Source organism: Mycolicibacterium llatzerense (genome assembly GCF_025331195.1).
In the GTDB taxonomy this organism is placed as follows: Bacteria; Actinomycetota; Actinomycetes; order Mycobacteriales; family Mycobacteriaceae; genus Mycobacterium; species Mycobacterium llatzerense.
Window position 1 is genome coordinate 1,242,945 of record NZ_LXOV01000001.1, and the last position, 25,431, is coordinate 1,268,375.

At 66.5% G+C, this 25,431-nt stretch carries 28 protein-coding genes; 9 read left to right on the top strand and 19 right to left on the bottom strand.

What is annotated here, in order from left to right:
- Positions 1-9 precede the first annotated feature (9 nt).
- On the bottom strand, positions 10-1,101 hold the full coding sequence (locus A7G45_RS06295; RefSeq protein ID WP_260934989.1) for a ferredoxin reductase: 1,092 nt from the start codon (positions 1,099-1,101) through the stop codon (positions 10-12).
- An 85-nt stretch (positions 1,102-1,186) separates the two neighbouring features.
- Between A7G45_RS06295 and A7G45_RS06300 the strand changes: the two genes are divergently transcribed.
- On the top strand, positions 1,187-2,443 hold the full coding sequence (locus A7G45_RS06300) for a PucR family transcriptional regulator (RefSeq protein WP_260934993.1): 1,257 nt from the start codon (positions 1,187-1,189) through the stop codon (positions 2,441-2,443).
- Here A7G45_RS06300 and A7G45_RS06305 read toward each other — a convergent pair.
- The 7 genes from A7G45_RS06305 to A7G45_RS06335 form a co-directional block, all read right to left on the bottom strand.
- Positions 2,423-2,905, bottom strand: coding sequence for a M15 family metallopeptidase (locus tag A7G45_RS06305; RefSeq protein ID WP_020099757.1), 483 nt, complete (start codon positions 2,903-2,905; stop codon positions 2,423-2,425). The genes A7G45_RS06300 and A7G45_RS06305 overlap by 21 nt on opposite strands.
- 11 nt (positions 2,906-2,916) lie before the next feature.
- On the bottom strand, positions 2,917-4,131 hold the full coding sequence (gene speD / locus A7G45_RS06310) for an adenosylmethionine decarboxylase (protein WP_260934996.1): 1,215 nt from the start codon (positions 4,129-4,131) through the stop codon (positions 2,917-2,919).
- A complete protein-coding gene (locus A7G45_RS06315) occupies positions 4,112-5,203 on the bottom strand; it encodes a type III PLP-dependent enzyme (protein ID WP_260935000.1) in 1,092 nt (363 codons plus the stop codon). Before A7G45_RS06315 ends, speD begins: the two co-directional genes overlap by 20 nt.
- A 58-nt stretch (positions 5,204-5,261) precedes the next feature.
- Positions 5,262-5,753 carry a DinB family protein gene (locus A7G45_RS06320; RefSeq protein ID WP_260935002.1) on the bottom strand — a complete coding sequence of 164 codons (492 nt, stop codon included), beginning with the start codon at positions 5,751-5,753 and terminating at the stop codon, positions 5,262-5,264.
- 150 nt (positions 5,754-5,903) lie between these two features.
- The gene (locus tag A7G45_RS06325) at positions 5,904-6,524 is read right to left on the bottom strand and encodes a DUF1345 domain-containing protein (RefSeq protein ID WP_260938016.1); all 621 of its coding nucleotides are present in this window, start codon (positions 6,522-6,524) and stop codon (positions 5,904-5,906) included.
- Between the two features lie 58 nt (positions 6,525-6,582).
- Positions 6,583-7,941 (bottom strand): serine hydrolase domain-containing protein, encoded by a 1,359-nt coding sequence (locus A7G45_RS06330; RefSeq protein WP_377041987.1) that lies wholly within the window; start codon positions 7,939-7,941, stop codon positions 6,583-6,585.
- 148 nt (positions 7,942-8,089) lie between these two features.
- A complete protein-coding gene (locus tag A7G45_RS06335) occupies positions 8,090-9,469 on the bottom strand; it encodes an amino acid permease (RefSeq protein ID WP_260935008.1) in 1,380 nt (459 codons plus the stop codon).
- A 101-nt stretch (positions 9,470-9,570) separates the two neighbouring features.
- Here A7G45_RS06335 and A7G45_RS06340 point away from each other — a divergent pair, with 101 nt between their 5' ends.
- On the top strand, positions 9,571-10,101 hold the full coding sequence (locus A7G45_RS06340; protein WP_260935011.1) for a DinB family protein: 531 nt from the start codon (positions 9,571-9,573) through the stop codon (positions 10,099-10,101).
- On the opposite strand, the gene A7G45_RS06345 is transcribed toward A7G45_RS06340, so the two are convergent.
- On the bottom strand, positions 10,102-10,569 hold the full coding sequence (locus tag A7G45_RS06345) for an SRPBCC family protein (RefSeq protein ID WP_260935014.1): 468 nt from the start codon (positions 10,567-10,569) through the stop codon (positions 10,102-10,104).
- Between the two features lie 99 nt (positions 10,570-10,668).
- Here A7G45_RS06345 and A7G45_RS06350 point away from each other — a divergent pair, with 99 nt between their 5' ends.
- The 3 genes from A7G45_RS06350 (at position 10,669) to A7G45_RS06360 (ending at position 13,097) form a co-directional block, all read left to right on the top strand.
- The gene (locus tag A7G45_RS06350) at positions 10,669-11,268 is read left to right on the top strand and encodes a TetR/AcrR family transcriptional regulator (RefSeq protein ID WP_260935016.1); all 600 of its coding nucleotides are present in this window, start codon (positions 10,669-10,671) and stop codon (positions 11,266-11,268) included.
- Between the two features lie 76 nt (positions 11,269-11,344).
- On the top strand, positions 11,345-11,620 hold the full coding sequence (locus A7G45_RS06355; protein WP_260935018.1) for a hypothetical protein: 276 nt from the start codon (positions 11,345-11,347) through the stop codon (positions 11,618-11,620).
- Positions 11,621-11,729: 109 nt separating this feature from the next.
- Positions 11,730-13,097, top strand: a complete 1,368-nt coding sequence (locus A7G45_RS06360) for a flavin monoamine oxidase family protein (protein WP_260935020.1) — start codon at positions 11,730-11,732, stop codon at positions 13,095-13,097.
- Position 13,098: 1 nt separating this feature from the next.
- Here the strand turns inward: A7G45_RS06360 and A7G45_RS06365 are convergent, their stop codons facing one another.
- Genes A7G45_RS06365 through A7G45_RS06375 form a run of 3 tightly spaced genes read right to left on the bottom strand, consistent with a single transcriptional unit; the run spans position 13,099 to position 15,639 of the window.
- A complete protein-coding gene (locus A7G45_RS06365; RefSeq protein ID WP_260935022.1) occupies positions 13,099-14,463 on the bottom strand; it encodes an ABC1 kinase family protein in 1,365 nt (454 codons plus the stop codon).
- A gap of 50 nt (positions 14,464-14,513) precedes the next feature.
- Positions 14,514-15,410 (bottom strand): hypothetical protein, encoded by an 897-nt coding sequence (locus tag A7G45_RS06370; protein ID WP_260935028.1) that lies wholly within the window; start codon positions 15,408-15,410, stop codon positions 14,514-14,516.
- Between the two features lie 7 nt (positions 15,411-15,417).
- On the bottom strand, positions 15,418-15,639 hold the full coding sequence (locus A7G45_RS06375) for a hypothetical protein (RefSeq protein WP_260935031.1): 222 nt from the start codon (positions 15,637-15,639) through the stop codon (positions 15,418-15,420).
- Between the two features lie 141 nt (positions 15,640-15,780).
- Here A7G45_RS06375 and A7G45_RS06380 point away from each other — a divergent pair, with 141 nt between their 5' ends.
- Positions 15,781-16,410 carry a TetR/AcrR family transcriptional regulator gene (locus tag A7G45_RS06380; RefSeq protein ID WP_043391994.1) on the top strand — a complete coding sequence of 210 codons (630 nt, stop codon included), beginning with the start codon at positions 15,781-15,783 and terminating at the stop codon, positions 16,408-16,410.
- On the opposite strand, the gene A7G45_RS06385 is transcribed toward A7G45_RS06380, so the two are convergent.
- Positions 16,407-16,961 carry a peroxiredoxin-like family protein gene (locus A7G45_RS06385; RefSeq protein WP_260935035.1) on the bottom strand — a complete coding sequence of 185 codons (555 nt, stop codon included), beginning with the start codon at positions 16,959-16,961 and terminating at the stop codon, positions 16,407-16,409. The two genes, A7G45_RS06380 and A7G45_RS06385, sit on opposite strands and share 4 nt — an antisense overlap.
- Positions 16,958-18,064, bottom strand: coding sequence for an oxygenase MpaB family protein (locus tag A7G45_RS06390; RefSeq protein WP_260935038.1), 1,107 nt, complete (start codon positions 18,062-18,064; stop codon positions 16,958-16,960). The genes A7G45_RS06385 and A7G45_RS06390 overlap by 4 nt, the downstream gene beginning before the upstream one ends.
- Positions 18,065-18,229: 165 nt before the next feature.
- Here A7G45_RS06390 and A7G45_RS06395 point away from each other — a divergent pair, with 165 nt between their 5' ends.
- Entirely contained in the window at positions 18,230-18,691 is a 462-nt protein-coding gene (locus tag A7G45_RS06395; RefSeq protein WP_260935042.1) for a nuclear transport factor 2 family protein, read from the top strand.
- A gap of 15 nt (positions 18,692-18,706) precedes the next feature.
- Here the strand turns inward: A7G45_RS06395 and A7G45_RS06400 are convergent, their stop codons facing one another.
- A complete protein-coding gene (locus A7G45_RS06400) occupies positions 18,707-19,729 on the bottom strand; it encodes a fused (3R)-hydroxyacyl-ACP dehydratase subunits HadA/HadB (protein ID WP_260935045.1) in 1,023 nt (340 codons plus the stop codon).
- Positions 19,730-19,922: 193 nt separating this feature from the next.
- On the opposite strand from A7G45_RS06400, the gene A7G45_RS06405 reads away from it, so the two are divergent.
- On the top strand, positions 19,923-20,810 hold the full coding sequence (locus A7G45_RS06405) for an SCO6745 family protein (protein WP_260935051.1): 888 nt from the start codon (positions 19,923-19,925) through the stop codon (positions 20,808-20,810).
- Here A7G45_RS06405 and A7G45_RS06410 read toward each other — a convergent pair.
- Genes A7G45_RS06410 through A7G45_RS06425 form a run of 4 tightly spaced genes read right to left on the bottom strand, consistent with a single transcriptional unit; the run spans position 20,807 to position 24,552 of the window.
- Positions 20,807-21,904 carry an LLM class flavin-dependent oxidoreductase gene (locus A7G45_RS06410; protein ID WP_043391695.1) on the bottom strand — a complete coding sequence of 366 codons (1,098 nt, stop codon included), beginning with the start codon at positions 21,902-21,904 and terminating at the stop codon, positions 20,807-20,809. The two genes, A7G45_RS06405 and A7G45_RS06410, sit on opposite strands and share 4 nt — an antisense overlap.
- Before the next feature lie 10 nt (positions 21,905-21,914).
- The gene (locus A7G45_RS06415; RefSeq protein WP_260935058.1) at positions 21,915-22,940 is read right to left on the bottom strand and encodes an ABC transporter substrate-binding protein; all 1,026 of its coding nucleotides are present in this window, start codon (positions 22,938-22,940) and stop codon (positions 21,915-21,917) included.
- 12 nt (positions 22,941-22,952) lie between these two features.
- Entirely contained in the window at positions 22,953-23,705 is a 753-nt protein-coding gene (locus A7G45_RS06420) for an ABC transporter ATP-binding protein (RefSeq protein ID WP_260935060.1), read from the bottom strand.
- Positions 23,706-23,715: 10 nt separating this feature from the next.
- Complete coding sequence (locus A7G45_RS06425) at positions 23,716-24,552, bottom strand: ABC transporter permease (protein WP_260935063.1); 837 nt, start codon at positions 24,550-24,552, stop codon at positions 23,716-23,718.
- 199 nt (positions 24,553-24,751) lie between these two features.
- Here A7G45_RS06425 and A7G45_RS06430 point away from each other — a divergent pair, with 199 nt between their 5' ends.
- Positions 24,752-25,366, top strand: a complete 615-nt coding sequence (locus A7G45_RS06430; RefSeq protein WP_260935066.1) for a TetR/AcrR family transcriptional regulator — start codon at positions 24,752-24,754, stop codon at positions 25,364-25,366.
- Positions 25,367-25,431 lie beyond the last annotated feature (65 nt).

Sequence of the window (25,431 nt, forward strand, 5' to 3'; positions counted from 1 at the left end):
AGTTTTCGATCAGATGTCGATATCGCAGGCGCCGGCGGCTGCGCTGATGCAGGTTTGGATTGCGACGCCGTCGCCTTCGACGGCGGTGGTGAGGTCGCCCGTGCGCACGTCGCGCACTGCTCCGCGGCGGAGGGGGACGACGCAGCCGAAGCACACGCCCATCCGGCAGCCCGAGGGCATCAGGACGCCGGCGGCCTCTCCGGTGTCGAGCAGCGTCTGATCTCCGGCGGCCTCGGTGGTGGTGCCGCTCTTGCTGAATGTCACGGTGCCGCCGTCGCCGGTGGCGAGGATTTCGGCGCGGAACCGTTCGGTGTGCAACCGGTCGGCCATGCCGGCTGCGGTCCAATGCTGTTGCAGCGCATCGAGTAGTCCGGCGGGTCCGCACGCCCAGGTATGGCGCCCGGTGAGGTCGCCGACCAGTTCCTGCAGGCGCGTCACGTCAAGCCGGCCGTCGGTGGCGGTGTGGACCTCGATCAGCCGGATCCGGCCGCGCGCAGCCAGTTCGCGCAGCTCGCCGGCGAAGATCATGTCGTCGGGCGTCGGCGCGCAGAGCACGACCACCGCGTCGGAGTCCGTGCTGTCGGCGAGGTTGCGCAGGATGCCCATGATCGGGGTGACGCCGCTGCCGGCGGCGACGAACAGCAGTTTGTCCGGCGCAGCGGCGGGAAGGACGAAGTCGCCGGCGGCCTGGTCGAGGTGCACCAGCGTGCCGACAGTGGCGCGATGCACCAGGTAGTTGCTGACCGTTCCGTCTGTGATGGCTTTGACGGTGATCGCGATGTGCCCATCGGGGCGATCGGTGTGCGAGGTCAGCGAGTAGGTGCGCCACTGGCGTACCCCGTCGACATCGATCCCGATTCGGGCGTACTGGCCGGGGATGTGCGATTGCCATCCGCTGCCGGGCTTGATCGTCACGGTGACGCAGTCGCGCGTCTCGGGATGTACAGCGGTGATCCGGCCGCGCAGCGGGGCTCCGGAACGCAGGGGTGCGACGAGGTCGAGGTAGTCGCCGGGCAGCAGTGGGGTGGTGATCCGCTCGGCCAGCTCGAGCACACGCCGGCGCAATCCTGCAGCGGTCGGGCGAACTGATGTCGTGGTCATGCTCTTAGCTTCCATGAGCAGGCGGTACAAAGTCCTATGCTGGGAGGGTGATAGATCCGGAGCAATTTGTTCGGAAAGAACAGTTATGACGGATCCCGCTGCCCGATTCAGTGGCCTGGACCTCGATGAGGAGATAGTCCGGGCACTGGAAGGGGTGTTGCCTCAGATGGCGGAGCGGACCGTCGCGGCGGTCACGGCCGAGGTGCCGAGCTACACCGACGCGTTCAGCGGCCCGATGGGGCAGACCATCGAGAACGCGGTACAGCTGGCACTGGGAGCGTTCCTGCGTCTGACCACCCGGTCCCACGACACCGATCCGGGGCCGAGGCTGTCTCCGGCGCTTGACGGTGCCTACGACCTGGGCCGGGGTGAGGCCCGCACCGGCCGGTCGATCGATGCGCTGCTGTCGGCCTACCGGGTCGGCGCTCGGGTGTCGTGGCGAGAGCTCTCGGCCACCGCGGTCGCAGCCGGACTCTCTGCGGCGACCACGGCGAGGTTCGCCGAAATGGTGTTCGCGTTCATCGACGAACTGTCGGCGGCCAGTGTGTCCGGCCACGCCGATGAACTCGCCGCCGCCGGCCGGGTCCGGCAACGCCACCTCGACCGGCTCGCCGCGGAATTGCTGGCGGGCGCGCCGATGAACCAGCTGCTCGCCAGTGCCGAGCAGGCCGACTGGAAGCCGCCGAGGACGCTGAGCGCGGTGTTGCTGCCCGAGGTCGACACCCGCAAGCTGTCCGTCCTTTTCGCCCAGGAAACCCTCCACACGAGTCTTGACGTGTCTGAGGTGGACGCCGGTGAATCGCTGGCCGTGGTGCTCGTCCCCGACGCCGACGGTCAGCAGCGGCAGCGGGTCCTCGACGCCATGACCGGCAGCCGCGTGATCGTCGGACCTTCGCGTCAGTGGTGGCAGGTGAAATCCTCCTACCTGCGCGCGATGCGCACCCGGACCCTGGTGGCAGGTGGCGCCAGTGTCATCGACACCGAAGAACACCTCGTCGACCTGGTGCTCAGCGCCGACCACGACGCCGTCGACGACCTGCGTCGGCGCGTGCTGGCGCCGCTCGCCGGGCTGCGACCGAGCACAGCCGAACGGCTCGAGGAAACGCTACGGGCCTGGGTCCTGCACCTCGGCCGCCGAGACGCCGTCGCCGAGTCGCTGTTCGTGCACCCGCAGACGGTGCGTTACCGCATGACCCAGCTGCGCGACTTCTACGGCGAGCGGCTCGACGATCCAGATGCGGTATTGGAAATCACTGTGGCACTTGGCCTTACCGGCGCGCGGGCACCTGCAGCCACCACGACGCCGGAATCGAGCAGCGGATCAGCTGGCGGCGTTGGGTAGCAACGGAGGGCAGTCCCCGTGGGCATCGGTGGCCAGCTCGAAATGCCAGAGTTCGTTGGCGTAGATCTGACACAAGCCGAAGCGCCCACCATTGGCGATCAGCCACTTGTCGGCGCTCTGGCCGCCGATGTCGACGGCCTGGCCGCTGACGTGCTTGGACTGCTGCGGCGTCTGGACGTACTGCCGCGCGGCGTTGTAGCTGCCGTAGGTCTGGATCGCGTCGTCGAGCAATTGCTGCTGGAACTCTGGAGAGCGCCAGCCGGAGGTGATCGTCATGGGGATCCCCTCGGCGGCCGCCGCGGTCGTCGCATGCTGGACCGCTGCCAACAAGGCCGGATCAAGCCGGCCGACCGCCGGATCAGAAACATCGAAGGGGCTCGCCGCATCGGCGGACGCGGATGGCATCGGTCCGAGCAGCGTGAGCGCACCTGCCAAGGCCAACGTGGTTGCAGCGAGTCGCATGGGAGCCAACACTACCCGGCCGCGCCGATCCTATTCTCCCGCAGCGAGATCGGCGGCGTAACGGCGGCTGCGAGCGATTGCGCGTCGATCGTCTGACACCGGTACGGGAGTGTCTCCAGCCGTGCCGTCATCGTGCCGAGCGGATCCTCGAGCACCCCGGTGGTTCCCGACAGGAACGCCCACTCGTGCTCGTCGCTGCCGAAATAGACCACGGTGGCGAAGGTTTCGCCGAAGCGCTCCCACGATCGGATGAGCGTCTCGTTGCGCCAGAGCGTGGGGCAGCCCGCCTGGCCGACCACGATGGCGCCGATGTCGCCGCACAGCTTCATGAAATCGGCGCCGTAGAGGCGGTTGTGTTGGGCGGGCTCGGGTCGTTCGTCCGGCAGGTCGATGACGACGACGTCGTAGCGGGGGCCGGTGTGGTTGGCGACGAACTCGTATCCGTCGGTGTAATGCACCGTGACGGGGCCGAGTCCGGCTTCTGCGCTTGCCAATTCAGCGGGGGTGTAACCGTAGGGCAGATGTTCGGCACAGAGCCGGACGGCGTCGCGGTCGATGTCGACGTGATCGACGTGGGTGGCGCCGGCAGCGACCGCCATCTGGCTGGCCACGCCCTCACCGGAGCCGATGATCAGTACCCGATCGACCGCCTCGGCCAGCAGCATCGCCGGCACCATCAGAGCTTCGTGATAGACGAGCTGGCTCAATTCGGTGCTCTGCCGGTCCGAGTCGCTGAACAGTGAAATGCCCTGCTCCGTCTGGCCGATCACCAGATGCTGGAACTCGGTGTGGACGTCACACAGCACGTCGGTCAGCTGCCAGGTGCGGACGATGCCGGGTGCCATCGGCTCGACGATCTGCTTACCGGCGCCGCGAAACACGGTGTGGACGTGAGCATCTGCTGCGCCGACAGCGTGGCGCAGCAGCCGGACGGCCTCCTCGGCGTCGGCGGACTCGCCGCAGGTGAAGACGTCGACGAACATGGCGCCGCGCTCCGGGTAACTGTGGATCGAGGCGTGCGACTCAGCGAGCAACGCCAGCACCGTCACGCCGTGCGGCTCGAAACGCTTGTCCACCATGTCGCACACAGTGGCTCCGGCGCGTTCGACCGCGGTGCGCAGTAGGTGGCGCAGCCGCACGCGATCGTTGGCCAGTTCGCGATCGACGCCAGAGAATTCGGCCAGCACGTGACAGCCCGCGAAGCTGCTACCCGGTTGTGACTGCATCATCGACCTCCACGAATTCTGTTGCCAAAAACGCAAATCCATTGAATGACGACGAATAGCTCGTCGTATACGCGCCGGCCGATTCGATCTCGGCCAGATCGCCCGGACGTAGCGTCACGGGCAGCGGATACCGCCGATACAGCACGTCGTCGCCGTCGCACGTGGGGCCGGCGACGACGGCGTCGTCGACGGGATCACCATCGCGGCTGGTGCGCAGCCGGTACCGGATGTATTCGTTCTCGGTTTCGGCGAGCCCGCCATAGCGCCCGATGTCCAGGTATACCCAGCGGCGGCCATCGGTGCCGGTCCGCACCGACACCACTTCGCAGTAGAGCGTGCCCGCCGACCCGACGATCGCGCGTCCCGGTTCGATGACGATGTGGGGGAGCGCCGGGAAATGGCGCTCCAGTGCGTCGGCGATGGCGTCGCCCACGACCCGGACGCTGGGCACGCGCGAATCGTACGAGACCGGGATTCCGCCGCCAAGATTGAGCGTGGCCATGCCGGGTACAGCGTCGAAAACATCACGTGCGCAACGGATGCCGATCTCCCACGCTCCCGGGTCGAGCTGCTGTGAGCCGACGTGGAAGGCCAGCCCGTCCCCTCGCAGACCCAACCGGGCAGCCTGGCTCAGCAGCCCCACCGCCTCGTCCGGTGCGCAGCCGAACTTGTGCCCGAACGGTGTCACCGACGAGGGGAACGCCGGTGCGATGCGACATTCGACGCTCGACCCGGGTGCGTTCTCGGCGATCGCCTCCAAGCCGGCTGCGGTGTCGAACGTGAAACGCCGCACGCCCCGCGCAAACGCGTACGCGACCTCGGCGGGCTTCTTGAGCGGGTTCCCGAACGTCATCAGGGCGCCGTCGACCCCGGCCGCCGCGCACAGGTCGATCTCGCCGACGGACGCGACGTCAAACGTGCAGTCAAGGTCGGCGAGGAGCCGGAGGACGGGTTCTGCCGGATTGGCCTTCACCGCGTACCGAATCTCGGCCGTGGGCAGCGCACCGCGCAACGCAGCAACGTTCCTGCGCACCGTCGCGAGGTCGATCCTCAGGTAGGGCCTACTGGGCACAGGCGGCAGACTACTGAACAGTTCCCGTCGGCGCGCCGTGATGACTCCGACCTGGCGATCAGCGTTGCACCGGTTGCTCGATCTGCTCCCGCAGAATGTCGCCGTGACCAGCGTGCCTGGCGAACTCTTCGATCATCGCGAGCAGGGTCCATCGCATGCTCACCGTGCCTTCGCGAGGGATGTCCAGGGTGTCGTCCAGGGCGAAGCGCCCGGCGATCTCCCGCGACCGTCGGCTGGCGCGCTCGAACTCGGCGATCACGTCGGGCAGCGACTCGTCGTCGGAGACCGCGAACGTGCCTTCGTCTCGGTTGGAGTAGCCGTCGCAGTCAGCCTCATCGAGCCCCGCCCAGAACCGCTGAAACCAGATTCGTTCCGCGGCCGCCGCATGCTTGATCAACGAGATCGGAGTCGTCAGCGACGCCACGCGCCGCTGACGGGCCTCGGCCTCGGGCAGACCTCGTACCGTCGCGATGAGTGCCTCGCGGTTGCGGTCGAGCATGTTCTCGAGGAGCGCCCGTTCGGCGCCATTGGTAATTCGGTTGGTATTCATGGTTGTTCGACCCGATCTGTGGTTGCGATTGAGGACATCGCCGTCGGCGGTATGTCGTGACTGCACCGACGACAACCGGATGCTGGATGCAGGACACCGGATTCGGCCGAGTCGTGAAGGCGGCCGCGCGTTGATCGGCGAGCGGAGGATTCAGCCGACGAGGTTGATCACGAGATTGATCGTGCACGCGATGATCACGGTGCCATAGATGTAGCTGAAGAGACAGTGCCGGAGGACTTCGGCCCGAATCTGCGAGCTCGTGACGTCGGTATCGGACACCTGGTAGGTCATCCCGAGGTTGAACGAGAAGTAGTAGAAGTCGCTGTACTGCGGATCGACATCGGGACTGTTGAAGTCGATTCCGCCGGGTTCGTCGTCGTAGTAGATGCGGGCGTAGCGCGCCGTGTACATGGTGTGGAGCAACGCCCACGTCGCGAGGATCGCGGCCAGCGACATGCCTGCGTACGACGCCTTGTCCGCGTCGTTGGCGGACAACAGGAGGATTCCGATGGAGGTCAGGCTGGCCGTCAGGATGAGGAACAGGACCAGATCGCCGATCTCGTCGTCGACGTCGGCTTCACCCGCGTGCTCCTTTGTCTGCTCGGGGCCCATCCGCCAGAGCGCCACGAGCGCCCATGAGACATAGCACGCCGCGGTGACGATGACGACCGCCAGCAGGCCGACGGGCCAACGCTGCAACAGCAGCCCGGTCGCCAGGCCGACGCCGAGGCCCGCGGTTAAGCTGATCCAGAATCTGTTCGCGCCGGAGATTGAGGTCACCCACGCATTCTCCTGCGGTGGCGGTGATTTCGGCGCGCTTCTGGCGGCGTCAGTTCCCGTAGAGCCGCAGCGCCCGTGCGGCCTCCGTGGCGATGTCGCCGCTCAGCCGCGCGATGGGCGGACCGCCGCGTTGGTGGATCACGTTCGCCAGCACCACCACGTAGGTGTCGGACTCAGGGTCGATCCAGAGGGTGACGCCGGTGAAGCCGGTATGGCCGAAGCTGCCGACGGGAAACACCATGCCGCGCGGTCGAGAATGCTCGGTGTCGATGTCCCAGCCGAAGCTGCGCAGCTCCTGCCCCGGGATCGCCGGGTAATTCGGCGCGAGCAGCGGATCCGTTGTGTTGGGGTGCTTTTCGATGGCGTACCGACTTGCGGCATTCGCCGCCTCAACTTGCGACGCCGTGTGCCCGGGCTGTTGCGGAGTCGCCATCAACTCCGCGGTCGCCTGTTGGAGTGGGAACGGGCTCGGGCGGCCGGCGAGACGGTCGAGCAGAGCCTGCGCGTAGCGGCCGATGTCGGCGACCGTCGAGAACACGCCCGCGCTCCCTCCGGTGCCGCCCATGCGTCGAGCCGTCGGGTCGTGCACCGTCCCGCGGATCAGGTGATCGAAGTCAGGGTTGATGCCTGGAGTGTCGTCGTCATGCGCCGTCGGCGCGACGCGCGCCAACAGGTCGGTGCTCCACGTCCCAGCCGGGCACGGACCGGAGGGAACGCCCTCGAAAACGATTGCCGTACCGCGAACTTGGTGCGGGCCACAGGCCTTGGTGGCCGGGAGGTAGCGGGTATCGGCAAGCCCGAGCGGTGCAAAGACGTTGTCCTGCACGTAGTTGTCCAAAGATTCGCCGGTGATCTTCTCGATCAGCGCGCCGAGAATGATGAAGTTGAGGTCGGAGTAGTGGAATCCCTCGCCGGGGCCGAACTCCAACGGCGCGGTGAGCGCACGACGAATACCCTCGGCCTTGTCGGCACTCGTCAGCCCCCACGGGCCCTGGTGACTGAGGTCGCCGCCGGTACCGGACGTGTGCGTCAACATCATCCGCACTGTCACCTGGGCACGCCGCGGGTCGTTGGTGGCGTTGAATTCCGGAAAATACGTCTGGATGGGCTCGTCGACCTGCACCAACCCTTTTTCGTACAGTTGCAGGAAAGCCACCGTCGTCGCGATGCTCTTCGACAACGATGCGAGATCGAAGATGGTGTCGTCGGTCATCGGCTCGGCCGGGGACGCAGACCCGTCCAGTCCGGGTTCGTCGCCGAGCCTGCGCGCACCATAGGCCTGCCGGAAGACGACCTGCCCGGCGTGCCCGATCTGAATCACCGCGCCGGGCAACCGATGTGCCTCGATCGCGTCATTGACCAGGCGGGAGACCGCAGCGAACGGGCCGGCGGGGACGACGGTCGGTATCGGGACGGGACTCGGCGCCGCGGCAGCCGCGCGCGAGGCCGGCGGTGACGTGACGGATGCCGGTGGCGGCGTCGGATGCCCGCATGCCGCGAGGGCAAGCGCGACGGCGGCCAGCCGTGCGCAGTGAGACACCTTCACCGGTCCGACGCTAGCGCCTGACTCTGCTCAGCACGAACCCGACGATGAGCAGCGCGCAGAACCACAGAGGCAACGCGATCGCTCCGGAGTGCGACGACGGGTCCTGGGTCATCAGCAGGTAGATGAGCGCGAAGTACCCGAGGCACAGGTAGTTCGTGATCGGTGACCACGGTGCCTTGAAGACGCCCGCGCCCTCGCGGGCCCGGAAGCGCAGGTGGCTCAGCACGATGATGCTCCAGGTGATCAGTTCGCTGCCGACCACGACGGGAATGAGGATCGCCAGGGCCTTGCCGGGGAGCACGATGTTCAGCAGCACTGCCACGGCGACGAATCCGGAGTTGAGCAGGAGTGCGCGCACGGGCACGCCTTGCTTGTTGGTGTGCGCGAGGAACCGGGGGGCCTGGCCGCTGGCGGCGAGGTCGTACAGGACCCGCGCGTTGCTGTAGGTCATGACGTTGGCGACGGACAACGCGGCGGTCAGCACGACAACGTTGAGCAGCGTTGCGGCGCCGCCGATTCCGAGGCCGACGAGCATCAGCACGAACGGGCTGCCCTCGGTGCCCACCTGGTCCCACGGCCAGATGATCAGCATGACGCCGATGGCACCGACGTAGAAGACCAGGATTCGCAGCAGAACCTGGTTGATGGCGCGGGGGATGTTGCGGGCGGGTTCTTCGACTTCGCCGGCGGCGGTGCCCAGCGACTCGATGCCGCCGAACGAGAAGGTGATCGCGACCAGCGAGATCATAAAGGCGCCGAGCCCCTTCGGGGCGAAACCGCCATGCGCCCAGAGGTTTTGCAGGCCGTGCACGTTGTAGTCGCCCGCGCCGAAGATGATCGCGATGCCGAGCCCGATCATGGCGATGACGGCCGTCACCTTGATCAGCGTGAAGTAGAACTCGAACTCGCCGAATGCCTTGACGTTGATCATGTTTGCGGCGGTGATCAGCACGAGACAGACGGCGGTCGTGATCCAGCGCGGCAGACCGGGGAACCAGAAAGCCATGAACTCCGAGGCCGCCGTCAACTCCACCATGCAGACGACGACGCAGACGTACCACCAGTTCCAGCCGGCGATGAACCCCGCTGGCTTGCCGAGGTATTCGCGCGCGTAGGCCGACCATGACCCGGCCACCGGATGCGCGACGGCCATCTCGCCGAGCATCCGCATCACCCCGTAGAGCACGATGCCGGCGATGGCATACCCGACGAGAACGATCGGCCCCGCGGTCTGCACCGACGTACCGGAGATGAGGAACAGCCCGGTCCCGATCGCCGAGCCGAGCGAGATCATCTGCAGGTGCCGGTTTTTCAGCTCGCGGTGCATCGGGGCGTCAGTCGTGGTGACGGCGACCTCCGGTCCCTCAGTGGGACGGGTGCTCGGAGCCATCGGGTTGCCTTCCATTCGCCGGATGAGTCCGTAGAGGCTATCCCGACGCGCTGGCGTACCGATCTGAATCACGGCACCGGAGTGAGTGCGACACTGGTGCCGTGACGACACCGGACCCGATCGAACCCGATACCAAAGACTGGACGTGGGTGCTGTCGCGCGCCTGCCCGGACTGCGGTTTCGATGCGTCGTCCCTGCAGCCCGCCGACGTCGCCGCCAGGATTCGCGACGATGCCGCCGACTGGGTGCACCGACTCGCGTCACCCGCTGTAAGGACCCGACCCCAGCCCGGCGTGTGGTCGACCCTGGAATACGGGTGCCACGTCCGCGACGTGCACCGAATCTTCGAGCACCGCGTCCGGTTGATGCTCACGGAAGACGATCCGCGGTTCCCCAACTGGGACCAGGACGAGACGGCGCTCGCCGATGACTACCCGTCGCAGGACCCCGCCGTCGTCGCGACGGAACTCTTCGATGCGGCGAACATCGTCGCCACCACGTATGCCAACGTGCCCGCCGAATCCTGGGGCCGCCGCGGATTGCGCAGCAACGGAAGCGAATTCACCATCGCGACCATCTCGCTGTACCACCTGCACGACGTCGTTCACCATTCCTACGACGTCAGCCGCTGACTACTCGGCGGCGGCTTTGATCGCCCGCAGCGTTTGACGCATCCCTTCGCGCATGGATTCGGTGAAGGCGTCCTGCCCGCCGAGGTAGGTGGCGATGACCTGGACCGTCTCGTCCGGGCTGCCGTCGGGGCTCTCGCGCCGCTGCGTCAGTTTGGTCCCCTCCGGGGTGGGCTCCACGTGCAGGGACCAGATGGCCCAGTTCTCCTTGATCCGGAACGCGATCTCGCGACCACTGTCCAACCGCACCACGGTTCCGTGGGTCGTCCATTGGAAGCTGCCATTGGTGTTCAGGTTGGTGAACTCGACGCCGTCGGCGACCTGCTCGGCACCGTTGCGCAGCCGGGTTGATTCGACCTGTGGGCTCCAGTCCGCCATGCGGCGGACATCGCTGACCAATGTCCACACCGTGTCCGGATCGGCGGCAATATCGACGCTCTCCTCGAGCACCGGTTGCGGATTCGAAGTCATGTGGGCACCCCAATCGCGAAGTTAAGCGTCCGATCGGACGCATTTTGGAGCCTAGCGATCGCAGAGATTTACGTCCAGTCGAACGTATAAAATGCAGAGGTGGCAACCGACGATCAGCTCGATGGGCGACGCGCCCGCGGCGACGCGACGCGGCGGAAGGTCGCTCGTGAGGCGGCCATGATCGCGACGACGCACGGGCTCGACTCGATCACGGTGGGCGCGTTGGCCACAGCCACTGGGGTCAGCAAGAGCGGCATCCTCACGGTGTTCGGAAATCGTGAGGCCATTCAGATCGCCGCGGTGGCCGAGGCACGGCACATCTACCGCGAAACCGTGCTCGCCAAGGTGTATGAGGCCGCCCCCGGGGCGCCGCGACTGCGCGCATTCATCGACATCTGGACCGACTACCTGCTCGCCGGGGTGTTCCGGGGCGGATGCTTCATCGCCGCGACCACGGCCGAATACGGCCGCCGCGACGGCCCGGTAGCGGACGAGGTCAGGAAGCTCAAGCGTGGCTGGCTGACGTTCTTGGAAACCGAGCTGACGGCCGCGGGCTCGACGAACCCAGCTGTCGACGCGTTCAAGATCGATGCGTTTCTCAACGCCGGTAATGCCCGGCGGGAACTGTTTGCCGACGACACCGAGTTGGTGTGCGCCAAGGACCTCGCGCTGGGCGTCGTCGACGCACTGGGCGACTAGTTCCTGCATTCCTGCTACTCGTGCGCTTTGCCGGCGTAGCTTCAGGTGCATCTGACGATGGGAACTGGGGGTTGCTATGGCGTCGAGAACGAGTGGCCTGCTGGCCGCGGGCGTCGGGCTGGTGGCCGTTGCCCTATTGGGCGCGAACCCGCCGGCGCACACGTCGCTGGCGATCCAGCCCGCTCCCGCCTGCTGGCCGTGGGAACCGCACTGCAGTGCCGGGGACTGGAACACGCCGGCCGACGACGGCATTCCGGGAGACAACGCGGCAGAAGGCGGCATCCCGGCCCCGGCCATGGTGCCCAACGTCGACGGCTCGATGAGCCCGCCTGGCATGCCGGGGGCCATGTAGCCCAACGCGGCTTGGCGGTGCCGTCAATTAATTCGCCAATTCCGATTTCGTGCGGGTTGTCCGGCGTAACTTGAGCTACGCCGAACGTCCGAACGAAGGGACGACTCTCATGGCGGCCGATGTCGACTTTTGTGTCGTGGGTGCGGGCTTCGCCGGGTTGACGGCGGCGCTGCGCCTGAAGCAGGCGGGCCATTCGGTGGCCCTGCTGGAGGCCCGGGACCGGGTCGGGGGCCGCACTTTCACCGAGATGCTCCCGGACGGGACGTGGATCGACCGCGGTGGTGCGTGGGTCGGACCGGGACAGGACCGCATCAAAGCGCTGATGGCCGAATACGGGGTCGGCGAATACAAGGAGTACGTCGACGGCGACGCCATGATGATCGTCGACGGCAAGAAGCACCGGTACTCCGGGACGATCCCCTGGGCGATGAGCCCATGGGCCATCGCGAACCTCGGCGCCGGCCTGCTCGAGATCAGCCAGATGTGCAAGGCGATTCCGTTCGATGCTCCGTGGGAGGCCAAGAAGGCCGCCGAATGGGACCGAATTACCTTGGGGGAGTGGCTTCATCGGAACATCCGCTCGCACCAGGCGCGCGAGATGCTCGACATGGCCATGGCCGGCATCTACACCTCGGCGGCTTCGGAGACGTCATTGCTGTGGGCGCTGCACCAGATGGGCTCGGGTGGCGGACCGACGTTCGTCATCTCCAACTCCGGCGGCGCGCAGGATGCCCGGGTGCGCGGTGGCATGGGAGCCATCTCCGGGCCCATGGCCACCGAACTCGGTGACGCGCTGCATCTTTCGCGGCCGGTGGACCTCATCGCGCAGGACGACGACGGCGTCACGGTGCACTCGGCGCGGCTGACGGTCCGTGCGCGGCACGCGATCGTCGCCGTCCCGCTGGCCGTCGCCACCCAGATCGATTATGAACCAATGCTTCCCGTCGACCGGACCTTCCTGCACCGGCGGATGCCCGGGGGTGCCGTGTACAAGATCTCGATCGTCTATGAGACGGCGTTCTGGCGTACGGACGGTCTGTGCGGGCAGTCGGCCGCACCGGGCAGTCCGGCCACCCTGACCATCGACGCCTGCACGGACACCGGTACCCCGGGCATCATGTGCGTCATCACCGAAGGCCCCGCCGCGCGCAAGCTCGGGCTGCTCGATCCGGCGGAACGCAAGGCTGTCGTCATCAACGAACTGGTCGACCGGTTCGGGCCGAAGGCCTCGTCTCCGGTCAGCTACCACGAGCAGAACTGGACCGTCGAGCGCTACTCCGGCGGCGGCATGATCAGTCACGCACCGCCCGGCGTGCTCACCGAGTTCGGCCACGCGCTGCGCACCCCGTGCGGACGGATCCATTGGGCCGGGACCGAGAGCTCAGCCATCATGTGCGGCTGGATCGACGGCGCGGTGCGGTCGGGCGAACGCGCCGCGGCCGAGGTGATGGCCGCCGAAAGCGTTGTGGCCCAGTAAGTCAGCGGCTCGCGCGCCAGCGGGCGATCTCGCGGCCGATCTCGGTCTCCGGTGGGCCGTCGAGGAACCACTCCTGGCCGATCCGGTACCAGTTGTTGGTGCTCTGCAGATGTCCGAGGGTGCCGAACGTGAGGAAATCGGCGCGCCGGGAAAAGACGTGCTCGGGCGGCAGCATCTGCTGCTTCATCCCGGCGAATTCGGTCTGGCGCGGGTCTATTGCTGACATGACGGCACCGGTGGCCAGCTCGGGGGTGATGGTGAGGTCCTCGTCGACCATGTGCCATTCGCTCGCAGCCCAGATGTAGTCCAGGCAATCCTGCGCTGTCACACCGGATTCCGCGTCGACGATGCCGCGGTCGAGCATCAGGCGGTACAGGTCGTCGGCGCGGCCTTCGATGGCGGTGTGGAAGCAGTCCAGCTCGAACGCGACGTTGACCGGATCCATGCGGTTGTACAACCCGAAGTCGACGAAGCCGACTCGGCCGTCGGCGGCCAGCATGATGTTGCCGGGGTGTGGGTCGCCGCAGAACTCGTGGTTGGTGAACAGTGACCCGATGTAGAAGCGGTAGATCAGTTCGCCGATGTGGTTGCGGTCCGCAGCCGGAAGCGTCCGCATGTGATCGAAGCCCGCGGCGTCGAGGTATTCGGTGACCAGCACCCGGGGCGTACAGAACTGCGGCACGCTGTCGGGGACGACGATGAACGGGTGCCCGCGATACTGCTCGGCCACCAGGTGCTGGGTGTCGGCTTCGCGCAGGTAGTCGAGTTCGCTTTCGAAGTTTCGGGTTATCTCGTCGAGCATCGCGGTGTTCGCCGACGGCCACAGCCGCCAGAGCTTCATCAGCAGCGCGAGGTTGCGCATGTCGGCCTGGATCGCCCGATCCACACCCGGGTACTGCACCTTGACGGCGACCTCGCGGCCGTCGTGCAACCGGGCTCGGTACACCTGGCCGATTGACGCTGCGGCCGTGGGGTTTTCGTCGAAATCGGCGAACGCGGCCGACATCGAACCCAGGTCGGCTTCCATCACTGCACGCATGGCGCTGAACGGCGCTTGCGGTGCCTGATCACGCAGTGCGGCAAGCTTTTGCCGGAACTGCTCCCGGTGTGATTCGGGCACCAGGTCCAACTCGATCACCGACAGCATCTGGCCGAGCTTCATCGCGGCGCCCTTCATGGACCCCAGCACCGTCACGAGGTTCTCGGCCATCTCGATGGTGGCGCGCTCGGACAGCAGCTCCTTGGCGCGTTCCGACCGGCCGACCATGGACAGTCGGGTTCGGCCACCGCGCACTGCTTGTTTGGCGGCCAGGGCGCCCAACTTCCCGCCCCGCGCAATACGACCCTCAGGTAGTCGGCGTGCCACGCTGCCTCCCACGGAATCGGTGCGACGATCCCCTCAACGTACCGGCCCGATCAGGCGGGAGTCTCGTGCGCCCAGGACTCGGCTTCGCGGGCGATGCGTTGCCAGGCTTCCAGGCCCGCGAGCCGGGCCCGGGTTTCACTGTCCAGCACGGCGGAAAGCTCGAGCGCCTCCACAACAACGCCTTCGGCCATGGCCACCTCGAGTACGTGCACCACGACATCGACGTCGGAGTGCCCGAGCAGTTCGGTGACCGCAGGCTTCGCGAGCGCGGGGTCGATCCGGTTCAGCAGCGACAGCAGCGCGGCCAGCACGTCTGGTTTGCCCTCCGCGGCCGTCCGGGCCATCCGCAGCGATCGGCCCGGTCCGGCCGCTCGCATGATGTCGTTCATGACCTTGGTGTCCGATACCAGGACGCCGGTCAGGATGATGCCTTCGTCATCGTCGATGGCCTGCTCGAACGCCACGATGTGGTCATCGGTGGCGAATTCGACGAACCGCGACGCCGTCAGGTAGTCGCGCCGACGCAGCAGCTCCTTCGCTGCCGGGATCAACAGCTTGGCGGGCAGCCGTGGGGCGAAGTGCGGGATGACGCGAGGATCGACGTACGGCGCCGCGTCGGCGAGGTAGGCCGGCTTCATGCCGGACAGGACACCGATGGCGCGGTCTCCGTGCGCCAGTCCCACTGCACCGCCGACGCGCCCCGCGACTTCCGGCGGCACTGCTCGATGAGCGACGGTAACCACCAAGGCATTTGGCACCAGTGGCGCCAGCTTGCTCACGCGTGCGAAGGCCTCGGCCTGTTCGTCGAACAGGGCGTCGGAGAGGGCGCCACGTAGGGCTTTGAGATCGTCGGCGCCGAGTCGCTCGAGGCTGGACAGGTTTGCGGCATCGGTCTGCAGCAGTGCGGCGAGGAGCGACAGCTGTGCGCGGGTCAGGATATCGGCCATCAGCGGGTCACCTTCCGAACAGGATTTTGCGAGCGGCGGGCCGGATCAGCCGGGGCAGGATTTTGAGCCCGTCGTCGAGTGAGTCGTTCAGGCTGCGCTGGTGGGCCACCTTCGCCTTCCTGAGCAGGCCGAGCAGCTGCGCTGATTCCTCGGGGGTGAGCTTCTCCAGCACCGCCCTTGGTTGTCCGAGCTCGTCGAGCAGGGGATTGTCGGCAGCTGCAGTGGCCATGTCCATCCTAAATAACTAGCACATTGGGATTGTAATGCTATCCGAAGGTGTGCGATCTAACGAAAAAGTGCCCTTAAGCTGGCTGGTTATCTGGATAGCGGTAGTATCGAGGCTCGTTGCACGGAGGAATCGGAGGATGTGGTGGCTGCTCGTAAGGTGCTGACTCGGGCGGAGAGCCAGGCGCAGACGCGGCAGGAATTGCTGGACGCCGCGGAGCAACTGTTCTACGCAAACGGGTACCACGCCACCTCCCTGGCGGCGATCGCGGCGGAAGCCGGACGCACCATCGGCGCGGTCTACAGCAACTTCGAGGGCAAAGAAGCACTGTGCCTCGAGGTGATCCGCAATCGTTCCATGGCTGAACTGAATCAACTCCTGGGGCCGCTGGTGGCTGCCGGTGTCTCGACTGACGAGCGGCTCGCGGCCCTCGCGAGTTGGTGGGCACGCATCGGTGCGGAACCCAACCTCGTCGTGCTGACCGCTGAATACGTGACCAGTACCTTCCACAATCCAGAGCAACTCGCCAAGGCTCGTGAGGCGCTCGAACGGTTCAAGGAATCGACCCGGGTCCTGCTCGAAGACGCGGTGCCGGAAGGCGTTCCCGCCGATCACCCGCTGATGGACGACGCCATCGAGGTCGCCGTGGCCACCGGTGCCGGCATTGCCATGGCCCAGGCGCTGGGGACGATCGACGCCGCGCGGGGCGCCTCGCTGATGGTGGCCAGCATGCGGTTGTGGTTCGACGCGCTCGCCAACGGCACGTCTGACTAAGCCGTCAGCCTCGGCCGGGCGGCGGCGCGAAGTGCGCCGACCACGTCGGCCCCCGCGGCCAGGTCGGCGGCGTACCGTGCCCGGTGTTCCCACGTGACCCGTCGGCCGCCCTGTTCGACGACGAACACTCCACCGAGCCGGTTCGGATCGCCGGTGCGTTGATACGGGTAGATCCCGGCCCGGACGAACTTGATGAAGGCAGTCGCATTGCGGATCGGGCTCAGCAGCCGCCGTCGGGAGGCCAATCCCATTGTGCGATAAAGTGTGTGGTCCTCGGTGACCATCACCGGAAAACGGGAACCGGCCCGCTTCCGGAAAGTAAAGCCCTGGATCGACGTACCGATTCCGATCAGGATCAATTGTGCCCCAAGCGCTTCCACCTCGTCGAAGCGGGAGGTCAACGCCCTGGCCTGCGCCAGGCCGAAGGCGCTGCCGAACTGCGGCAAGAACACCAGCGCCACCGGTCCGTCACGCCAGAAGTCCTGGAACTCGTGCAGGTGGTGACGGTCATCGAACACGCGCTCGTTGCTGATGACGTCGACGCGGCTCATATCCCCACTCCCACAACGGTGTTCGCATCGTCGGCTGAATCCGTGGCCGTGGGCGCAAAGGGGCACATCGTGCCGAGTTTGCCCTGCTGCAACTTCAGGCCCGGATCGTGCGACATCTCCACGAAGCCGCTGCTGTCGGCGTGCCGAATGACGTTGTGCAGGTAGCCCCACATCTCGGGTCCGAAGTAGGGGATGAAGAGCCGGTCGAAAATCGGATTCTCCAGCGCCTTGACGGTCGCCCGTACCAGGACCGAGCCCAGTCGTGGTCGCAACCGGTAGTCCTCGAGGCCGCAGATTTGTCGCACATACGGCGTCAGTAGCGGGATGGCTGCCCAGATCGCGACCCGCATGAGTATCCCGATGACCAGATTCGGGTACAGCGGCGTGACCGGCGGATGGGTCATGAAATCGGTGAGTTCCTGCGCCGGCCGCGTGAAGGCCATGAGCTCCTGCTCGGCGCGCTGCACCCAGGCTTCGACATCCTCGGGGGTGTCGGGCAATTCGTCGGCCGGCATCCCCATCAGCTGGCAGACCTTGACCTGCTCCCGGTAGAACTGCCGCTCGTCTGCGTCCGTCGCGTTCGGGTCGCCGAAGGTCTTGTACGCCCGCCACAGGTGCGGCCAGCCGACCACGTAGGTGAACTTGAGCGTCTCGACGTGGTTGGCTTGAAACAGCTCACCGGTCGCGGGAATCTCGCCGTTGATGTGAGAGTGCTTGCGGAACAGGTCAACTCCCACCTTCTCGGCGTTGACGGTATCGCCGGCGACGGCGCCGGCGAAGAAGTGCAGGCTACGCCGGATTCGGCCGATGGTGTCGTAGTAGTAGGTCGTGTGATGGCCGACGCCGTACGCACCGTCAGGGTCAAGGACCGAGATGAAAAGACCTGAGAGGGCGCCCATTCCGGCGACCATGACGTTCTCGTAGACCTTCCAGCTGATCGACTCTGGTCCGAAGTAGCCGTTGTCGATCCGCGGGGCCTCCGCGATCGCCAGCGCTTTCTTCCCGTTCTTGCCGTGCAGCTTCAACAAGAAGTCGTACCGCCGGTCGATTCTCTGCCGCTCCGCTTTGGGCATCGCGACGTCCTGCAAGCGAACTGCCTTCATGGTTCCTCCTGCTTTGAGATAGCCACGCTATTCGAATGGCGACGCTACCCCAAAATCAAGCGGCGAGACAAGGGTTTCCTGCCGTTGTTCCGTCTTGCGGTACGAAAGGGGGAGCCGGCATTCGCCCGCCAATAAGATGCCGGGCACCAACGCGAGGAGGGCCAGGTGTCAGGAGACGTACTGCCGGTTGCCGTGCAACGGCTGGTGGACGCCGAGGAGTTGCGGACGGGTCTGGGCACTTTCGCGCGCCTGGTCGACGGCAAGCAGTGGTCGGAGGTGTCGCAGGTCTTCGCCGACGACGTGACGTTCGACTACGGAGATCAGGGGCAGCAGTCAGGACTGCCGGCGTTGGTGGACACGTTCCGCCGGTATCTCGAAAACTGCGGTGGCACACAGCATCTCATCGGGTCTATCCAGGTCGAGGTGCGCGACGACGACACGGCCGTGACCCGGGCGTACGTGCAGGCCCGCCATCAGGGCCTCGGGCCGCTCGCGGCCGATACCTTCGACACCAACGGCGAATACACCGATACCTGGGCTCGCCGGCCCGAAGGCTGGCGCATCGTCAACCGGATCAGCCGGTGGTCGGCGATGTCGGGCAATCCGGCGGTGCTGTTCGCGCAGTAGTGCGCTCGCCCGAGATCAGCGGAAGCGGACGTCCATGGTGGCGAGTCCGAAGATCTTCTTGCCGCCCGACTTCGCGCCGACGATGACCACACCGGTGCGGGTCGCCGGGTCCAGCGACTTGATCTTGCCGGTGAACTCGATATCGCAGCCTTCGGTGGCGGGCACGACCGCGGGCGCGGACAGCCGCACCGTGTAGCGGGTGACGGCGCCGGGGTCGCCGGACCACGCCGACGCGTATCCGCCACCCAGGCCCATGGTGAGCATGCCGTGGGCGATCACGTCGGGCAGGCCGGCGAGTTGGGCCAGCTCCTTGTCCCAGTGAATCGGGTTGGCGTCGCCGGCCACGCCGGCGTAGTTGACGAGGTCGCCGATGGACAATCGCAAGTGGCTGCTGGGTAGCTCATCGCCGACGGCCACGTCATCGAACGACAGAGTGCCCGGCGTGCGCGCGGAGTCCTCGGCGATCCGGACCTCGCCCTCGGGGCGCACCGTCTTGTGGTACGCCTCGCTGCCGATGTCGAGGATGTTCATGTCGTGCATCATGGCCTTCTGCGCGGCTGCCTTGATGTCGGCGTCGACATCTTCGGCCGTCACGCCGACGACGGTGGTGTGCAGGGTGTGGACCCGCTCGCCCTTGGTGTCGGTGAAGGTGTTGGTCACGGTGATGAAGTCGCGGCCCGCGGTCCGGCGCACCGCTGTCAGCTCGACATCGATGACCAGTTCATCGCCCGCCACGATCGGGCGGTGCTGCTCGAAGACCTCTTCGGTCTGCAGGTAGGTGTCATAGCCGACGACGATCGTCTCGAACATCCGCCGGTTGCACTTCATGCCGGGGGTCGAGGTGAACGTGATGGGCGCGATGACATCCGCGTAGCCGAGCTCATTGGCAGCAGCGACGTCCCAGTGCGCGGGGTGGTAGTCCTGCACCGCGCGCGCGTACTCCCGGAGCTTCTCGCGGCCGACCAGATAGGTGCCATCCATCTGGTAGTGGTGGCCGATCCGCGCTTCGAGCGGCGACGCGTCTGCTGCTGTCGTCATAACTGTGCCCAACTTTTCTATCGGCATGTTCGCTGAGGCCGACCAAAGCACACTACGTGGCGAGGTGCCGACAACACACGTCGATCCGTCGTCTACCTGCGCCGAACAGGCACAATTGTGCGGAAAACCACGCGATTCAGGGGACATCCGTGGCTCTTCGCGGGTGTTGGCGGGTCCGTGCTTGACTGGCAGCATGGCCCGCACACCCACTTTGGCCCGTCGGTTGTTCGAGCGATTCGAACCCGTGCACGCGATCACCTACTTCGCACCCGAGTCGCGGGCCGCTGCCGTCGACCTCGGCTATCGCAGTTTCTGGAGCGGATACTTCGTCACCCGATCGGCGCCGCTGGGGCCGGTGCCTCCGCAGGTCGTTACGGCGATCTTCTACAACTTCGCCTCCCACCGCGTCGCGAAGTCGCTGGCCGGTGCATGGGACATCGCCACGCCGCAGCAGGCGCTCGCAGCCAGGGAAACGGGAGCGGTCGCCGCATTGAGCCGGTACGGCCTCACCGCTGACGACAACCTGCGCACCGCCGCCGACTTGCTCGGCCGCGTTGCCCGCGCCGCCGCGGTCGACGGCAGGCCGCTGTTCGCCGCGCTGTCTGCGGCGCCGTGGCCGGACGAGCCGGTGGCCGCACTGTGGCATGCGGCGACCCTGTTGCGCGAACAACGAGGTGACGCCCACGTCGCAGCCCTGGTGGCTAGCGGCATCACGGGCCGCCAATCCAACGTGCTGCACGTCGCCGCGGGGCGGACGACCAAGGAGAAGGTCATCACCACTCGCGATTACGACGAAGCCGAGTGGGCGGCGGTGACCGCACAGCTCGTCGAGTGCGGTCTGTTGACGTCCGACGGTGCGCTCACCGACGACGGTCGCGCCCTCAAACGCGACATCGAGTACCGCACCGACGCCGCCGCGTTGCCCACGCTCGACGTGCTCAGCGATGACGAGGTCGAGACCCTGTTCCAGGCGCTCACCCCGATCGCCCGACAGGTGGTCGCCGGCGGGGATCTACCGGTGATCACCCCGATGGCGCTGCAGCACAGCGATCTCGAGGATCCCAGCGCGCGCCTCGGCTAGGCGGCCAGGGCGCCGCGCTTGCGCAGCAGCGGCAGCACACCTTCGGCGAACCAGTAGGCCTCTTCGAGGTGCGGGTAGCCGGAGAGGATGAACTCGTCGAATCCGAGGTCGTGGTACTCGGAGATCAGCGAGGCCACCTCCTCGTGGCTGCCGACGAGTGCGGTGCCGGCGCCGCCGCGCACCAAGCCGACGCCCGCCCAGAGGTTCGGATAGACCTCGAGGTGGTCGAGCCGTCCACCGTGCAGCGCCGTCATTCGTCGCTGTCCTTCTGATTCGGAATTGGCGTGCAGGGCAGTGGCTTTGGCGATCTGTTCGGGCGTCAACTCCGCGAGTAGGGAATTGGCCACGGCCCAGGCGGCCTCGGAGGTGTCGCGGGTGATGGTGTGCAGCCGGATCCCGAACCGCAGGTTGCGTCCGCGGGCCTTGGCCAGTTCGCGTACCTGTGCGATCTTGGCGGCCGCCGCGGCCGGCGGTTCGCCCCAGGTCAGGTAGACGTCGACGTGCTCGGCGGCGATCGGCAGCGCCGCCGGCGACGAGCCACCGAAGTAGAGCTGTGGCAACGGGTTCGGCGGTTCGGAGACCCGGGCGTCGGTGACGGAGTAGTGCCGGCCGCGGTAGTCGACGGGCTGGCCGCGCCAGACGTCGCGCACGATCTCGAGGAATTCTCCGGTGCGCTCGTAGCGCTGGTCGTGGCTGAGCCAGTCGCCGAATCGGCGCTGCTCGACGTCGTCGCCGCCGCTGACGATGTTGAGCAGCAGCCGGCCTTCCGAGAATCGCTGGAAGGTCGCCGCCTGCTGGGCGGCCAGGGTGGGCGGCACCAGGCCGGGCCGGAAGGCGACCAGGAACTTGAGTCGGTCGGTCTGTTCGAGCAGCGCAGCGGACGTCAACCAGGCGTCCTCACACCAGGTCCCGGTGGGGGTCAGCACCCCTTCGAAGCCGAGTCGGTCGGCGGCCCGGGCCACTTCACCCAGATAGCGCAGGCTGGGCTTTCGGTATCCGGCAGGGACGGTGTGGTGCGACGACGCGTGCGACGCGCCGACGATCGAGCGGCTGTCACCGTTGGTGGGCAGGAACCAGAAGAACTTGGCAGACAAGGTGACTCTCCTATTTCTCGGTGTTCCAGAACTGCGACAACTGGTCGCCGAAACGGTTGTCGACGAAGTGCGAAAAGGTGGGCTTGTGCTCGATCTGTCCGGACTGTTCGAACACGTCGGCCAGCTGCTGCTCGGACGCGATCACCGCGTCGTTGATGGGGATGGCCAGGCGCAGGCTGCGTGACTGTGCGACGCGGGCGACCTGTGGATCGATTCCGATTGCGGCAGCGTACTTTTGGTACCACTGGTCAGGGTGGTCCTTGGCCCAGCGCGAAGCCCGGGCCACTCGCTGGACCAGATCGGCCAGCGCGCTGTTGCGCTTGGCGTCCTGCAGGGCGGCCACCGAAGCGATCCCGAATCCGTACCCATTGGTGACGCCTTGGGCGGTGACCAGGGTGCGCACCTTGAGCTGGTTCTGGGCCAGCGCCGTGTACGGATCCCAGATGGCCCACGCATCGGCCTGCCCCTGGCTCAGTGCGGTGAAGGCGTCGGCCGGCTGCAGGAACACCAACTGAATGTCCTTGACCGTCAGGCCGGCCTTCTGCAGTTGGAGCAGCAGATGGCCGTGCGCCGAACTGCCCTTACCGACAACGACCTTCTTTCCGCGGAGTTCGGCCACCGAGTGGACGGGCGAGTCGGCGGGGATGAGGATCTGGTCGCCGCCCGCATCGTTCGAATATGCGGCTATGACACGAATTTTCGCGCCGGCCGCGGCTCCGAAGACCGGTGGCGTGTTCCCGGTGACGGCGAAGTCGATCTTGCCCGCGGTGGCTGCCTCAACCTGCGGCGGCCCGGAGGTGAACGTCGAGAACTGGACCTTGTAGGGCACATTGTCGAGCTCTCCGGCGGCACGCAGCAGCGCTTCGGTGCCGCCCTTCTGATCGCCCACCTGGAGCGTCAGTCCGGACAGGCCCGATACCGGAACCGTTTGGGGCACCGCCAGTTCGTCTTTGGCGTCGCGACTGGAAACGCAGGCAGTGAGCAGTGCGCCGGCGGCCAGAACTGATAGCAGCCGCGATATTCGTGAATGCGTCACAGTCTTCTCCTGTCAGACACCGAGTTGCGTCAGCAACTCGGCGCGGTGTTCGTCGGTGCGTTGGTCCCGTACGCCAGGGGGCTGGCGGGGGTTGTCGATGTGCAGGGTGTGGGCCACTCGCCCGTGCTCGAGCACGACGATGGTGTCGGCCAGCGCGATCGCCTCGTCCACGTCGTGCGTGACCAGCAGTACCCCGAAGTTGTGCTGGCGCCAGAGGTTCAGCAGGAGGCGGTGCATGGAGAGCCGGGTCAGCGCGTCGAGTGCGCCGAACGGCTCGTCGAGCAGCAGCAGTTGTGGCTCCGCCACCAGCGCGCGGGCCAGTGACACCCGTTGCGCCTGCCCACCCGACAGGGTCAGCGGCCACGACTCCGCCTTGTCGGCCAGGCCCACCTCGGTCAGGGCCTGGTCGGCTCGTGAAAGTGATTCGCCGCGAGACAATTTGGCCCGCGTCAGGCCGTAGCGCACGTTGTCGCGAACGGACCGCCAAGGGAACAGCCGCGGCTCCTGGAAGGCGACGGCCGGCGCGCCCCGCACCTCGCGCTCGCCCTGAAAATCACCGGCCAGGCCGGAAAGGACGCGCAGTATCGTCGATTTGCCCGAACCGCTGCGCCCGACCAGCGCGACGATCTCACCGCGTTTCACCTGAAGATTGACGTCATCGAGCACCCGATTGCCGCCGTACCACTTGGATACCGAGCGCAATACCGCCGCGGGCGGCTCGGACACTTTGGGCGCCTCCACAGGGGCTTCGTAAAGTGTTGTCATGGCGTGCCTTTCAGACTCGATAGCGCAAGGCGCGGCGCTCCAGGATTCGCACCAGTGCGTCGGTGATGATGCCGAGCAGCGCGTATACGACGAGCCCGAAGATGATCACGTCGATGCGCAGGAAGTCGCGCGCGTTGTTGATGAGGTAGCCGACACCGGAGTCGGCGTTGATCTGTTCGGCGACGATGAGCGTGAGCCACGCGATGGCCAATGACTGCCGCAATCCGACCAGGATCTGGGGAGCGGCGCTCGGGATGACGACGGTCCGTAGCCGCTGTAGCGGTGAAAAGCCGAGTACTGCAGCGGTTTCGAACAGCTTCGGGTCGACCTGGCGAATCGCCGAGGAGGTATTGAGATAGAGCGGGAATGCCGCACCCAACGCGACCATGAGCACCTTCGGCAGTTCGCCGATGCCGAACCAGAGGATGAACAGCGGGATCAAGCCGAGGTGGGGCAGCGCGCGGATCATCTGCATCGTCGGATCGACAGTGGCATCGGCCCACTTCGAGAAGCCCACGAGGGCACCGAGGGCGGCGCCGATGACTCCGCCGAGGAACAGGCCTTCGGCTGCGCGGATGCCGGAAATGCGCAGTGCTTCGGCGAGCTGGCCGTTTCCAATCAGCTCGATGCCGGCCTCCGCGATCGTCTGAGGCGCCGGCAGGATCGCGGGATCGATGAGGCCCCAGGCGCTGCCGGCCTGCCACAGGATGAGGATCGCCAGCGGCGACAGCCAGCGGAGGATTTCCCAGCGCCGTGCATGGACGCGGCCCCGCCAGGAAATTGCCTGCACCGCAGCAGGTTCGGTACCGGGGGCCGCGGCGGCCACCGGGGCCTCGCGGGTGGTCATCACGCTCCTTACGTCGACGGCAGTTGGTCAGGCGGGTACGCCGTGACACCGAACGTAGGAGGCCGGTCGCGGGACGTGAAGATTTTGGGTCGCCCTGATTCCACGGGAACGGGCGCCGCCACCTGGCAAACGTGCCGGCGGTGGATGCAGGGCGCGTAGTCTCACGGCTGTCAGATGAACCCAGACCGAGGGGCTACAGGTGGTCTACGTCGAATCAGCCGTCCGGGGCAGGCAGATCATTGCCGCCGCGCGCGACGTGCTGGTTCGCGACGGTGTCGCCCGGACGACCATGCGGGCGGTGGCCGATGAGGCGCAAATCCCCTTGGGCACACTGCAACACGTCTTCCCGACGAAACAGAAACTCCTGCGGGCCGTGATCGAGGACGTGGTCGAGGAGATCGCGGAAGTCCTGCGTACTTCGGCCGATCTCGATGACGGGCTGGAACACGCTGTCCGGCAGGGCATTCGCGGCTTCTGGAACACCCTGGTGGTGGGCCACAACAGTTTGCAACTGGTTCAGTTCGAGCTGGTGGTCCAGGCTCTTCGTACGCCCGGGCTCGAAGACCTGGCCCGCTGGCAGTACGAGCGGTACGTCGACGTCGTGGCGCACTGGTGCGAACAGGCCGCCGCGCTGGCGCAGGAGACGGTCGCGATCAGCTATCGGAGCATGGCCCGGACCATCCTCGCGGGTATCGACGGACTGATCGTGCAGTACGTCGTCGATCCCGATCGGGCCCGCGCTGATGAGGACCTCGACACGCTGATCACCATGATCCTCGGGGCTGCTGCGGTGCGGCCCGTCTCGTCTGACTGAGTCACCGCCCCCTTGCCACCAGCGGGTACGTGCCCTATCGTCAAAGTCAGTCAGTTGTATGACTT

Excerpts from the sequence above, each read along its gene's own strand:
- A7G45_RS06355 (WP_260935018.1), top strand. The coding sequence starts at position 11,345 with ATGGCGTCGAGAACGAGTGGCCTGCTGGCCGCGGGCGTCGGGCTGGTG.
- A7G45_RS06400 (WP_260935045.1), bottom strand. The coding sequence starts at position 19,729 with ATGACGACAGCAGCAGACGCGTCGCCGCTCGAAGCGCGGATCGGCCAC.
- A7G45_RS06300 (WP_260934993.1), top strand. The coding sequence starts at position 1,187 with ATGACGGATCCCGCTGCCCGATTCAGTGGCCTGGACCTCGATGAGGAG.
- A7G45_RS06295 (WP_260934989.1), bottom strand. The coding sequence starts at position 1,101 with ATGACCACGACATCAGTTCGCCCGACCGCTGCAGGATTGCGCCGGCGT.
- A7G45_RS06360 (WP_260935020.1), top strand. The coding sequence starts at position 11,730 with ATGGCGGCCGATGTCGACTTTTGTGTCGTGGGTGCGGGCTTCGCCGGG.
- A7G45_RS06345 (WP_260935014.1), bottom strand. The coding sequence starts at position 10,569 with ATGACTTCGAATCCGCAACCGGTGCTCGAGGAGAGCGTCGATATTGCC.
- speD (WP_260934996.1), bottom strand. The coding sequence starts at position 4,131 with ATGCAGTCACAACCGGGTAGCAGCTTCGCGGGCTGTCACGTGCTGGCC.
- A7G45_RS06390 (WP_260935038.1), bottom strand. The coding sequence starts at position 18,064 with ATGAAGGCAGTTCGCTTGCAGGACGTCGCGATGCCCAAAGCGGAGCGG.
- A7G45_RS06425 (WP_260935063.1), bottom strand. The coding sequence starts at position 24,552 with ATGACCACCCGCGAGGCCCCGGTGGCCGCCGCGGCCCCCGGTACCGAA.
- A7G45_RS06385 (WP_260935035.1), bottom strand. The coding sequence starts at position 16,961 with ATGAGCCGCGTCGACGTCATCAGCAACGAGCGCGTGTTCGATGACCGT.
- A7G45_RS06305 (WP_020099757.1), bottom strand. The coding sequence starts at position 2,905 with ATGCGACTCGCTGCAACCACGTTGGCCTTGGCAGGTGCGCTCACGCTG.
- A7G45_RS06320 (WP_260935002.1), bottom strand. The coding sequence starts at position 5,753 with ATGAATACCAACCGAATTACCAATGGCGCCGAACGGGCGCTCCTCGAG.
- A7G45_RS06335 (WP_260935008.1), bottom strand. The coding sequence starts at position 9,469 with ATGGCTCCGAGCACCCGTCCCACTGAGGGACCGGAGGTCGCCGTCACC.
- A7G45_RS06405 (WP_260935051.1), top strand. The coding sequence starts at position 19,923 with ATGGCCCGCACACCCACTTTGGCCCGTCGGTTGTTCGAGCGATTCGAA.
- A7G45_RS06420 (WP_260935060.1), bottom strand. The coding sequence starts at position 23,705 with ATGACAACACTTTACGAAGCCCCTGTGGAGGCGCCCAAAGTGTCCGAG.
- A7G45_RS06375 (WP_260935031.1), bottom strand. The coding sequence starts at position 15,639 with ATGGCCACTGCAGCTGCCGACAATCCCCTGCTCGACGAGCTCGGACAA.
- A7G45_RS06370 (WP_260935028.1), bottom strand. The coding sequence starts at position 15,410 with ATGGCCGATATCCTGACCCGCGCACAGCTGTCGCTCCTCGCCGCACTG.